The organism is Roseisalinus antarcticus (genome assembly GCF_900172355.1).
In the GTDB taxonomy this organism is placed as follows: Bacteria; Pseudomonadota; Alphaproteobacteria; order Rhodobacterales; family Rhodobacteraceae; genus Oceanicola; species Oceanicola antarcticus_A.
On record NZ_FWFZ01000002.1, the window covers coordinates 177,634 to 189,469 of the forward strand.

Annotated in this window: 12 protein-coding genes; 7 read left to right on the top strand and 5 right to left on the bottom strand. The window is 66.7% G+C overall.

Annotated elements, in window-relative coordinates:
• Positions 1-123: 123 nt before the first annotated feature.
• The 7 genes from ROA7023_RS03485 to ROA7023_RS03515 all read left to right on the top strand — a co-directional run bounded on the left by ROA7023_RS03485 (position 124) and on the right by ROA7023_RS03515 (position 7,087).
• Positions 124-1,497 carry a 1-acyl-sn-glycerol-3-phosphate acyltransferase gene (locus ROA7023_RS03485; RefSeq protein ID WP_085877614.1) on the top strand — a complete coding sequence of 458 codons (1,374 nt, stop codon included), beginning with the start codon at positions 124-126 and terminating at the stop codon, positions 1,495-1,497.
• Between the two features lie 118 nt (positions 1,498-1,615).
• Positions 1,616-2,902, top strand: a complete 1,287-nt coding sequence (gene ccrA, locus ROA7023_RS03490) for a crotonyl-CoA carboxylase/reductase (RefSeq protein ID WP_085877694.1) — start codon at positions 1,616-1,618, stop codon at positions 2,900-2,902.
• A gap of 154 nt (positions 2,903-3,056) precedes the next feature.
• Entirely contained in the window at positions 3,057-3,275 is a 219-nt protein-coding gene (locus ROA7023_RS03495) for a hypothetical protein (RefSeq protein ID WP_085877615.1), read from the top strand.
• Positions 3,253-4,017: a helix-turn-helix transcriptional regulator gene (locus ROA7023_RS03500; protein WP_085877616.1), complete on the top strand. Its 765-nt coding sequence runs from the start codon at positions 3,253-3,255 to the stop codon at positions 4,015-4,017. The genes ROA7023_RS03495 and ROA7023_RS03500 overlap by 23 nt, the downstream gene beginning before the upstream one ends.
• 143 nt (positions 4,018-4,160) lie before the next feature.
• Complete coding sequence (locus ROA7023_RS03505) at positions 4,161-4,796, top strand: acyl-homoserine-lactone synthase (protein ID WP_085877617.1); 636 nt, start codon at positions 4,161-4,163, stop codon at positions 4,794-4,796.
• 42 nt (positions 4,797-4,838) lie between these two features.
• Entirely contained in the window at positions 4,839-6,365 is a 1,527-nt protein-coding gene (locus ROA7023_RS03510) for an ATP-dependent DNA helicase (RefSeq protein WP_085877618.1), read from the top strand.
• A complete protein-coding gene (locus ROA7023_RS03515; RefSeq protein WP_085877619.1) occupies positions 6,362-7,087 on the top strand; it encodes an SDR family oxidoreductase in 726 nt (241 codons plus the stop codon). The genes ROA7023_RS03510 and ROA7023_RS03515 overlap by 4 nt, the downstream gene beginning before the upstream one ends.
• Before the next feature lie 13 nt (positions 7,088-7,100).
• On the opposite strand, the gene ROA7023_RS03520 is transcribed toward ROA7023_RS03515, so the two are convergent.
• From ROA7023_RS03520 to ROA7023_RS03540, 5 genes are all read right to left on the bottom strand, one after another.
• Positions 7,101-7,859, bottom strand: coding sequence for a TIGR02186 family protein (locus ROA7023_RS03520; RefSeq protein ID WP_085877620.1), 759 nt, complete (start codon positions 7,857-7,859; stop codon positions 7,101-7,103).
• Positions 7,856-8,773, bottom strand: coding sequence for a sulfite exporter TauE/SafE family protein (locus ROA7023_RS03525; protein ID WP_085877621.1), 918 nt, complete (start codon positions 8,771-8,773; stop codon positions 7,856-7,858). The genes ROA7023_RS03520 and ROA7023_RS03525 overlap by 4 nt, the downstream gene beginning before the upstream one ends.
• 76 nt (positions 8,774-8,849) lie before the next feature.
• The gene (locus ROA7023_RS03530; protein WP_085877622.1) at positions 8,850-9,662 is read right to left on the bottom strand and encodes a purine-nucleoside phosphorylase; all 813 of its coding nucleotides are present in this window, start codon (positions 9,660-9,662) and stop codon (positions 8,850-8,852) included.
• Complete coding sequence (locus ROA7023_RS03535; protein WP_085877623.1) at positions 9,646-10,623, bottom strand: ABC transporter permease; 978 nt, start codon at positions 10,621-10,623, stop codon at positions 9,646-9,648. The genes ROA7023_RS03530 and ROA7023_RS03535 overlap by 17 nt, the downstream gene beginning before the upstream one ends.
• Entirely contained in the window at positions 10,623-11,762 is a 1,140-nt protein-coding gene (locus ROA7023_RS03540) for an ABC transporter permease (RefSeq protein ID WP_085877624.1), read from the bottom strand. Before ROA7023_RS03540 ends, ROA7023_RS03535 begins: the two co-directional genes overlap by 1 nt.
• Positions 11,763-11,836 lie beyond the last annotated feature (74 nt).

An 11,836-nucleotide genomic window follows, 5' to 3' on the forward strand; every position in this document is an offset into this window, starting at 1 on the left:
ACTTCACGTTGCGCAAGAATATTACATCAGATGCGGCATATACGACACTTTATGCCGCTGTCAACGCGCCGCGCTGCGGCATGACGGGATTTACGCGGGCGCCGAACCCTGCGACCGTGCCACATGACTCGTGACGTCTCCCTGCCGCTGTGGCTCTTTCTGCTGATCCTGCTGTTTGCGGCGGTGACCTTTGCGTCGCATTTCCTGTTCCCGTCCGTCCGCTGGTTCTTTCGCCGCCGGGCGGAGCGCATCGTGGCGCAGCTGAACCAACGCCTTCAGCGCCCGATAGAGCCGTTCAAGCTGGCGCGGCGCCACGACATGATTCAGCGCCTGATCTATGATCCCGAGATCACCCGCGCGATTGTCGACCATGCCCGCCGCGAGAAGGTGCCCGAGAATGTCGCCTTCGAGACCGCCCGCCGCTACGCCCGCGAAATCGTGCCGCGTTTTTCCGCGACGGCGTACTTCGGCTTCGGCATCCGGCTGACGCGATGGCTCGCCCGGTCGCTCTATTCCGTGCGGGTCACACATTATGCGCAGGAAGCGCTGCAAGAGGTGGAATCGGACGCCACGGTCGTCTTCGTCATGAACCATCGCAGCAACATGGACTACGTCCTCGTGACCTACCTGGTGAGCCAGTCCACGACGCTGTCCTATGCGGTGGGCGAATGGGCGCGGGTCTGGCCGCTTTCGGCGGTGATCCGGATGATGGGCGCCTATTTCATCCGCCGCCGGTCGCGCGGGCAGCTCTACCGGCGGGTGCTTGCCCGCTATGTCCAGATGGCCACGGACGGCGGTGTCACGCAGGCGATCTTCCCCGAGGGCGGGTTGAGCCTGACCGGCCGCCTGGCAGACCCGAAGCTGGGCATCCTCAGCTACCTCGTCGAGGGGGAGGCGGCGAAGAAGGTCGTGTTCGTCCCCGTCGCGCTGAACTACGACCGGGTGCTGGAGGACCGTGTCCTGATCGCGGCCCACAAGGCCGGGGCGCGTCGGTTCGGGGTTTCTGCCTGGCGCGCGATGTGGGCCGTCATCCGCCATTTCTGGCTGCGCATCACCTGGCGGTTCCGGAAATTCGGCGAAGCGGGCGTCAGCTTCGGTGCACCCCTCCGGCCCGGCGATCTGCCCGATGGTGGCCGGGATGTGGCCGAGCTCGCGGCGGGGCTGCTCTCGCGCATCTCGTCGACGATGCCGGTCCTGGCCGTGCCGCTCGTCTCCTGGGCGATCCTCGGGGGCGCCCGGGGGCCGGAGATCGAACGCGTTGTCGCCGAGGCCCTGACCGCGCTGGATGCCGACGGGGCCCCGCGGACCGAGGGCTCTGCCGCGGAGGTGACCAGGAAGGGCCTCGACCGACTTGTGGAGCGTCGGATCGTCACGTCCGACGGGGCGCCGGACGAAAACGACCGCGGGGCGCTGAGCTTCTACGCGGCCTCGATCGGTCATCACTTCGATGCGCCCGGGCAGATCCAGCCCGGGATCAAAAAATCTACAAAGCAATAAAATTACAAAAAGAGGCCACCAAGGGTTGCTTTGTTTCTTCACCGATTCTAGATCGGTCAACGAGGCGTCGTGATTCTGCGGCGCAGCAGGATGAGGATGCCCAGAGATGGAGGTTGACATGGCCCTTGATCAGAACGCCATTGCCGCACAGTCGCTGCCCAAGAAAGACCTCTACGAGGTGGGCGAGATGCCGCCCCTCGGCCACGTGCCCGCGAAGATGTATGCCTGGGCGATCCGCCGCGAACGCCACGGCGAACCCGAAGAGGCGTTCCAGGTCGAGGTGGTGGACGTGCCCAAGCCCGACAGCAGCGAAGTGATCGTCATGGTCATGGCGGCGGGCGTGAATTACAACGGCGTGTGGGCCGGTCTCGGGGTTCCGATCTCGCCCTTCGACGTGCACAAGGCGGAGTTCCACATCGCTGGCTCCGACGCCTCGGGCATCGTCTGGGCGGTGGGCGACAAGGTCACCCGCTGGAAGGTCGGCGACGAGGTTGTCATCCACTGCAACCAGGACGACGGCGACGACGAGCATTGCAACGGCGGCGACCCGATGGATTCCCCGTCCCAGCGGATCTGGGGCTACGAGACGCCGGACGGCTCTTTCGCGCAGTTCACCTGTGTGCAGTCGCAGCAACTCATGCCCCGCCCCAAGCACCTGACCTGGGAAGAGAGCGCCTGCTACACGCTGACCCTCGCCACCGCCTACCGGATGCTGTTCGGGCACCACCCGCACGAGCTCAAGCCCGGCCAGAACGTGCTGGTCTGGGGCGCGTCCGGCGGGCTGGGGTCCTATGCGATCCAGCTGATCAACACCGCGGGCGCCAACGCCATCGGGGTGATCTCGGAAGAGGACAAGCGCGAGTTCGTCATGTCGCTCGGGGCTAAGGGTGTCATCAACCGCAAGGATTTCGACTGCTGGGGCCAGATGCCCACGGTGAACACCGACGACTACAAGCGCTGGTTCACGGAGGTGCGCAAGTTCGGCAAGGCGATCTGGGAGATCACCGGAAAGGGCGTGAATGTCGACATGGTGTTCGAACACCCCGGCGAGGCGACCTTCCCGGTGTCGACCTTCGTCTGCAAGCGCGGCGGGATGGTCGTGATCTGTGCCGGCACTACCGGCTATAACCTGACCATCGACGCGCGCTACCTCTGGATGCATCAGAAGCGCGTGCAGGGCTCGCATTTTGCCCACCTCAGGCAGGCGGCGGCCGCCAACAAGCTGATGGTGGAACGCCGGCTGGACCCTTGCATGTCCGAGGTCTTCCCCTGGGAGGATATCCCCAAGGCCCATACCAAGATGCGCCGCAACGAACACAAGCCGGGGAACATGGCCGTGCTGGTCCAGACGCCCCGAACCGGCATCCGGACCTGGGAGGATGCGCTGGCCGACTCGCCCTACTGACGGGGCCCGACAGACGGATATCGCGAATACAGGGGCTTGCTTCGGCAGGCCCCCACTATTTCTGGGGGGAAAGAAACCGCGAATATTTTCATTAATACGGTTCTGCTACTCTAGGTTGGTAAGGAATCGTTAACTTCTGCCGGAGATTGTCGACATGGGAAACAAGTGGATACTGGACGTTCTCGCCGACCTGGGGGCCTTTGCCGAGGCAAACGACATGCCGCGGCTGGCTGATCAGATAGAGCTGGCGTCGATCGTGGCGGCGGCAGAGATCGTGTCCAGGACCGAATTCGGGGCGCCCGGTAGGGTGTACGGTGACAGCGGTGACTTTGGAATCAACTTTGGAGAACTTGCAAGCCGTCGCTCGGCTTGAAGACCTGCAGGATATCGCCCAGCAGCTCAGGGATCATTTCGGAGTCCTGCATTGTGTCTATCATTGGGTCAGCGCCGATGGGCAGCAGTACGGCTGCGGCACCTACTCCCGGGAGTGGTGCATCAAATACGTGGTCGAGGATTACCTGCGCGTCGATCCGGTCATCATCGGCTGTTACCAGCGGTTCCACCCGGTCGACTGGAAAAGGCTTGACTGGTCGTCCAAGGCTGCCCGAGCCTTCCGCAGCGAATCCATCGCCCATGGCGTTGGAACGCAAGGATTTTCCATTCCGATCCGCGGGCCCAACGGGCAGTTCGCGCTATTCAGCATCTCGCATTCGAGCGACGATGAGGAGTGGGCGAAATTCACCCTCGCTCACCAGAGGGACCTGATCCTGGCCGCTCATTTCTTCAACCAGAAAGCGCTGGAGCTTGCGGGGGCCCGAGCGCCCGAACCGTCGAAATCCCTCTCGCCGCGCGAGATCGACGCGCTGACGTTCCTTGCCATGGGATACGGCCGCGGACAGGTGGCCGACATGCTCTCGATCTCCGAGCATACCTTGCGGGCCTATATCGAAAGTGCGCGTTTCAAGCTCGGTGCGCTCAACACGATCCACGCGGTCGCCCGCGCCGTCGGCGAGGGCCTGATCGTCCTCGGCGGGGCCGCCCGGTCCGCCAAGGGGGGCTGGCCGCAGATCAGCGAACGCGACGTCGAGCCCGTCGCCATGGCCGCCGTGCGCTGACTGTCCATCCGTTGCGCCGCCCCGTTGCGCCGGACGCGGGCGCAGCGCGGCCTTAACCGTCGCACGTTGGCTTTCCGCGCACTTAACCACCCCGACCGTAGATTTCCGTCCAGAGCAACAAGCCCCGGACGGAGACCTGACACATGCTGCGCTACATCTACGCTGACCAACTCGACCAATTCCCGCGTCTCAAGGAAAGCATGTTCCGCGACCGCGCCGACCAGTTCTCGACCCGCCTCGGCTGGGAGGTGAGCGTGAACGAGGATGGCCACGAGCGCGACGACTACGACGACATGAACCCACTCTACGTGATCTGGGAAACGCCCGAGGGTCTGCACGGCGGCTCCATGCGGTTCCTGCCCACGACCGGGCGGACCATGGTCAACGATCACTTCGTCCACCTGACGGACGGGGTCGAGATCCGCTCGCCCTTCATCTGGGAATGCACCCGCTTCTGCCTTTCGCGCAACGCCGAGAGCCGCGTCGCCGGTGCCCTGATGGTCGCCTGCGGCGAGGTCATGCGCGGTTTTTCCCTGGCGCACATGGTCGGTGTCTTCGATGCCCGGATGGTGCGGATCTACCGGATGATCGGGGCCTCCCCCGACGTACTGGGCACCCTCGGCAAGGGGCGCGGGGCGATTTCGGTGGGGCTCTGGGCCTACGAGCAGGCCGAGCCGGAGAAGGTGTTCTCTCGCGCCGGCATCGCGCCCGAGCTCTCCGAGATGTGGTTCGAGCGCTCGCTGGGCTTCCCGATCCGGCAGGCGGCCCGCGCCGCCTGATCGACGCTGGCCCCCGTCGCGCGGCCCGGATAGGGTCGCGCCATGACCCTGCCTGCGCTCACATTTTCCGACGATCAGGCCAGCGCCTGGGACACGATCTCCGAGGCGCTGACCGCCTCCGGCATCTCGCTGGCCGACGAGACCGTGTCGCCGCCGCGCGAGGGGGTCGAGAACGTGCTGGCGGTGATTGGCAAGGCCGGGTCGGGCAAGACGATGCTGCTGGCCGAGCTCTACCGCGCGGTCCGCGAGATGGGCGTCCAGGTGGTCTCCGGCGACTGGGAGGGGCGGCGCACCAAGGACCGGCGCACGCTTGCGATCCTCGCGCCCACGAACAAGGCCGCCAGCGTCCTGCGCTCGCGCGGGGTGCCGGCCACCACGATCCACCGGATCATCTACACGCCGGTCTACGATCCGGAATTCGAGAAGGTCGCCGAGTGGCTGGCCGGCGACGGCGACCGGCCCGAGGTCGAGGGGCTGTCGGACTCGGCGCTCGACCGCGCGTTTGCCTCGTTCCAGGTCCACGGGTCGGTGCCCGCCGCCCTGGCCTCGGCCGGGCTGCGCGGCTCGGATTTCATCACCGGCTGGAAACGCCGCGAAGAGCCGCTGGACATCGGCTTTGTCGATGAAAGCTCGATGCTCGACCAGAAGCAGTTCGACGACCTTAAGGAGATCTTTCCGACGCTGTTGTTGTTCGGCGATCCTGCGCAATTGCCGCCGGTTCAATCCACCGGCGGGATGGTCTTCGACAAGATCGAGGCCCCGCGCAAGCTCGAGCTGTCGCGCGTTCACAGGCAGGCGGAGGACAATCCGATCCTCGACCTCGCTCATGCGCTGGCCGACCCCGCGGTCGATTTCCATGCCTTCGAGCGACTTGTGGAGGAGGCTTCCAAGAAGGATCCCCGGGTGGTCTGGGCCGGGCGGGTCGAGAGCGATCTGATGGCCCGCTCGCCGGTGCTGGTCTGGCGCAACAAGACCCGAATCCGCCTGATCCACGCGTTTCGCTCCGCCTTCGAGGCGCCGGTGGATGAGCTTCTGGAGGGCGAGCCGCTGATCTGCGACGGGATCGAGCTGCCGATGAAGCACCGCAAGAAGCGGCTGGATCTGGAGGCGCGAGGGCTGATCAAGGGTGCGCAGGTCGTCTATCTTGGACCCGGCAAGCGGCCGGGCTTTTCGCGGCTCCACGTGTTCGGCGCCGAAGAGCCGCAGGTGTCGGCCGCGTCCATCGTCAAGATCGAGAAGGAGGGCGAGGAAGAGCCCTTCATCCCCTTCGCCGCCACCATGGGCGCGACCTTCCTGCATGGGGCGGCGGTCACGATCCACAAGGCGCAGGGCTCGCAATGGGACGCGGTGCAGGTCTTTGCGCCCGATATCTACGCCGCCGCGCAGATGGGCCGGGTCGAGGCCGGCCAGCCCCTGTGGAAGCGGCTGGCCTATGTTGCCGTGACCCGGGCAGAGCGAGAGCTGCGCTGGGTCGTGCGCAACCGGCTGGCGCGGCCAAGCGGGCCGCTGCGCACCGATGACCTGGGCCGCGCCCCTGCACCGTTCAAGCTGGAGGAGCAAGAGCCATGAAGACCGCGATCGTGACCGGCGCCTCCAGCGGGATCGGCCGGGCGGTGGCCCTGTCCCTGCTGGACGCGGGCTGGACCGTGGGCCTGCTGGCCCGCCGCGAGGAGGCGCTGCAGGCGCTGGCCAAAGGGCGGGACGCGGTGGTCCTGCCTGCCGATGTGACCGACACGGCGCAGGTCGAGGCGGCCTTTTCGGACTTCGCGAGCCACACCGGGCGGCTCGATTTCCTGTTCAACAACGCGGGCATCTTCACCCCGCCCGCGCCCATCGACGAGATCCCGGTGGAGGACTGGATGCAGGCGGTGGGCGTCAACCTGACCGGCATGTTCCTGTGCGCACGGGCGGCCTTCGGGATCATGCGGCGGCAGGCGCCCATGGGCGGGCGGATCGTCAACAACGGCTCGGTCTCGGCGGACCGCCCGCGCGAGGGGTCGGTGACCTACACCGCGACCAAGCACGGTGTCACCGGGCTGACCAAGACCCTCGCGCTGGACGGCCGGGCATTCGACATCGCCGCCGGGCAGATCGACATCGGCAATGCCGAGACGGAAATGGTGGCGATGCTCAAGGAGCGGGCGGAGGCCGCGGGCCAGCCGGCGCCGCCGACCATGGACGTGCAGCACGTGGCCGACGCGGTTATGGCCATGGCCGAACTGCCGCTGTCGGCCAATGTCCTGTTCCAGACCTTGATGGCGACCAAGATGCCGCTGATCGGACGCGGTTAGCCCCTCGCGGGCGTCAGGATTTCAGCGCCCGGAAGGCCGCGGAGGCGCCCCAGCCCGCGGTGATCGCGATGAACAGGGACAGCAGTCCGTAGGCCAGCGGCTGTTGCTGCGCGAGGTTGAACAGGAACCGTTCCAGCCCCACCTTCTGCACCTGGATGACGCCCTCGTAGGTGTCGACGACGGCGCCGTCCCGGGTCAGGAAGATCCGCGTGGCATAGGCGCCCTCGGTCAGGTTGGCGGGCAGGGAGATCGAGGTGTTGAACAGCGTCGACTCGCTGAATTCCACGGCCCCCTCGAGCTGCTGGTAAAGGTTCTGACCGGTCCGAATGCGGATCAGTGCAGTGCGAAAGCGCTCCGGGTCGGTGATGCCCTCGCGGTCGCCGACGGCGCGGATCGCATGCTCGATCGAGACCTGGTGGCGCAGGTCCTCTGTGTGGCTGATGACGTCGAAGAACGGGCCGGTGGTGGCCACGGCATAGAATGACGGCGCCAGATCCATCGGCATGGCGTCGGTATTGACCCAGATGCCGGCAACGCGGTCCTTGCGGCGCACGACCACCGGCTCGCGCGGGCCCTGGACCGTGACGATGACGGAGAGGGGACCCCCCGCCGGGATCGGGGCATCGCGTTTCACCGCCCCGAAGATCAGGATTTCCGACCCGTCAAACGTCGCCGTGATCGACACCTCGTCCTGGCTCAGGCCGAGAACGACCTCCTCGGCGCGGGCCGGGGTCGCGACAAGCGCAAGCCACAGCAGCGCGAGCCGGATCATGCGGTGCCCTCGCGGGCGATGGAGTAGACCTCGGCGGGCTGAATCAGCAAATCGAGTGCCAGCTTGCCGCAGACCGCGAGCACGAGCAGCGCCAGCAGGATGCGAAGCTGTTCGGCCTTCATCCGGGCGCCGATCCGCGTGCCGAACTGTGCGCCGATGACCCCGCCCAGAAGCAGGATCACCGCAAGCGGCATGTCCACCGTCTTGTTCGTCGTCGCGTGCAGCAGGGTGGTGTAGGCGGTGACGAAGATGATCTGAAAGAGCGACGTGCCGATCACCACCTTGGTCGGCATGTGCAGCAGATAGATCATCGCGGGCACCATGATGAAGCCGCCGCCCACCCCCATCACGGCCGACAGGATGCCGACGACCAGCCCGACCAGCAGCGGCGGAATGACCGAGATGTAGAGGCCGGAGATCCGGAATTTCATCTTGAACGGCAGGGTGTGGGCAAGCCCGTGCTTGCGCCGTTGAAGCGGCGCCCCGGGCCGGCGTGAGCGGCGCAGGGCGTTGAGGCTTTCCACGAACATCAGCCCGCCCACCGAGCCCAGAAAGACCACGTAGCAAAGGCTTACGAACAGGTCGACCTGTCCCATGGACCGCAGGATCGAGAACAGCCAGACGCCCAGGGTGGACCCGATGAGGCCGCCGACCAGCAGGACCGTGCCCATTCGCAGGTCCACGTTGCGCCGCTGGAAATGGGCGATCACGGCCGAGACCGAAGAGGCGACGATCTGGTTGGCCGAGGTGGCGACGGCCACGGCCGGGGGGATGCCCACGAAAAACAGCAGCGGCGTGATCAGGAATCCGCCGCCGACGCCGAACAGACCCGACAGGATGCCCACGATCCCACCGATGCCCAGCAACAGGAAGGCGTTGACCGAGACCTCGGCGATGGGGAGGTAGATCTGCATTGGCTCAGGTTGCCCCGCGCCGCGCCGCAGCGCAACGGGGCTTGGGCTGGCGCCCCCCGCATTGTGACCGCCCGGCTCAGAGCGCGGGCAGAGCGGCGCGCAGCACGGTTTCCAGTTTCGCCGCGCCGAGGGGGGCCATCTGTTTGGTGTGTTCGTGGCTGATCGCCTCGTCCGACATGCCTGCGGCCATGTTGGTGATGGTCGAGATTGCCGCACAGCGCAGGCCGAGGAAGCGGCCGAGGATCACCTCGGGCACGGTGGACATGCCCACTGCGTCGGCGCCCAGCATCCGGATCGCGCGGATCTCCGCCGGGGTCTCGAAGCTGGGGCCGGAATACCAGGCATAGACGCCCTGGTGCATCGGGGTTCCGGTGCTGTCGGCGGCGGCCATCAGATGCGCGCGCAGGGCTGGGTCGTAGGCGTCCTTCATCGGCACGAAGCGGGCATCCGTGGCCTCTCCGATCAAGGGGTTCAGACCGGAGAAGTTGATGTGGTCGGTCAGGCACATGATCGCGCCCGTGGGCATGTCAGGGTCCATCGAACCGGCGGCATTGGTGGCGATCAGGGTGTCGCAGCCGAGCGCGGTGAGCACTTCGAGCGGAAGGCGCATCGCGTCGGCGCGGCCCTGTTCGTAGTAATGCGCACGGCCGCCCAGGATGGCGACCCGCACGCCTTCGAGCTCGCCGATCACCAGGTTCGGGTTGTGGCCCGAGACATGACCGCCGGGAAAGCCGGGCAGGTCGGCATAGGGGATCGCCACGCCCTCGACGGCTTCCGCGAGGTGGCCGAGACCGGAGCCGAGGATCAGCGCCACCTTGGGCGGTTCGGTTCCGGCGCGGGCGCGGATGGTCTCGCCCAGGGCGCCCGCGGTTTCAGCGTTCCTTGACATAGGGCTGTCCTCCGGCGCGGGGCGGGATGGCGCGGCCGACGAAGCCCGCGAGGATGATGACGGTCAGGATGTAGGGCAGGGCGTCCATGACCTGCACCGGCACCTCGATCACGCCGAGGTCGATGTTCTGGAACCGGATCGCAACGGCCTGAAGAAAGCCGAACAGCAGGCAGGCCATCAGCGCATACCACGGCCGCCATTTCGCGAAGATCAGCGCGGCGAGCGCGATATAGCCGCGGCCGGCGGTCATGTCCTTGGTGAACCCGGCCTGCAACCCGGTGGCGAGATAGGCCCCGGCGATGCCGCAGAGCACGCCGCAGATGCCGACGGCGGCAAAGCGCAGGCCGATGACGCTGATGCCGGCAGTATCGACGGCCTCCGGTGCTTCACCCACGGCGCGCAGACGCAGGCCGAAGCGGGTGCGGAAGAGGACCCACCATGTCAGCGGCACGAAGAGCAGCGCCGCATAGACCGGCAGGCCGTGGCCCGAGATCAGTTCGGAGTACAGCTGCATCAGCGGGCCGGCCTCCGCGATCTCGGCGGAGGTGGTCAGCGCGCCGGGCAGCACGATGGGCTCGAACCGGCCGCCGGCCATGAGTTGCGGCGTGCGCCCGCCCTCTGCGAACCACGCCTGGGCGATCACCACGGTGATGCCCGCGGCGAGAAAGTTCAGCGCCACGCCCGAGATAAGCTGGTTGCCCCGGAAGGTGATCGAGGCAAGACCGTGGATCGCCGAAAAGAGCAGGCTGGCGCCGATGCCGGCCAGAAGCCCGAGCCAGACCGAGCCGGTGACGGCGGCGATCGCGGCCGAGAGGAACGCGGCCGCGAGCATCTTGCCCTCGAGCCCGATGTCGAAGATGCCGGCGCGTTCCGAGAACAGCCCGGCGAGGCAGGCGATCAGCAGCGGCGTGGCCTGGCGCAGGGAGCTGTCGAGCACCTGGAGGGTGGTGAGGAAATCCATTACTCGGCGGCCTCCGCGCTGGTGGATTTGCGGTCCGGGCCGGGGGGCGGCGGCGATTTGCGGCGGGCGGCGAGGAAGATCTTTTCCAGCGGCATCCGGATCATGTTGTCGAGCGCACCGGTGAACAGGATCACCAGCGCCTGTATCACCACGATCAATTCGCGCTGGATGTTCATCCACAGCGCCAGTTCCGCCCCGCCCTGATAGAGGAACCCGAAGAGGAGTGCGGCGAGGAACACGCCGAGCGGGTGGCTGCGGCCCATCAGCGCCACGGCGATGCCGATGAAGCCCGCGCCCTCGGCGGCGTTGAGCACAAGCCGCTCGGCCTCGCCCTGGACGTTGTTGATGGCCATGCAGCCGGCCAGACCGCCCGAGATCAGCATGGCGACCATGATGATCTTGAACGGCGAGATGCCGGCATACCTTGCAGCGGGCTCGGAATAGCCGAAGGCCCGGATCTCGTAGCCGAGCCGCGTGCGCCAGATCAGCGCCCAGACCGCGACGCAGGCGGCGATGGCCACGAAAAGGCTGACGTTGGCGGGGGCGGCGCGGGACCAGTCGATGCCGATGATGCCGAAGATGTCGTGCAGGGTGGGCAGGTTGGTGGCCTCGGGGAAGGAGACGGTCGCCGGTTCCTGACCCGGGGCCTTCATCGGGCCGACAAGGGCCCAGTTCAGCAGGGCGGCGGCGATGAAGTTGAACATGATCGTGGTGATCACGATATGGCTGCCGCGCCGGGCCTGGAGATAGGCCGGGAGCGCCGCCCAGGCCGCACCGAAGGCCGCCGCCGAGGCCGTGGCCGCCAGCAGGGCGATCGTCCAGTGCGGCCAGGGAATGTAGACCAGCACCACGGCGACGCCGAGGCCGCCCAGAAGGGCCTGACCTTCGCCGCCGATGTTGAACATCCGGGCGTGGAAGGCGACCGACACCGCGAGGCCGGTGAACATGAAGTTGGTCGCGTAATAGAGCGTGTAGCCCCATCCGTAGGTCGAGCCGAGGGCCCCGGAGATCATCAGCTTGATCGCCTCGATCGGGGATTCGCCGATGAAGAGGATCACCAGGGCCGACAGGAGCGCGGCCAGAATGAGCGAGATGAGCGGGATGAGGATGACATCCGCCCAGCGGGGCATGCGGTCCATCAGGCTTTCCTATGGTCGGGGGTCTGTGCGGGTTGCACGGGCGGAATTGAGTTTTCTGGCCAAGATGAAGGGGG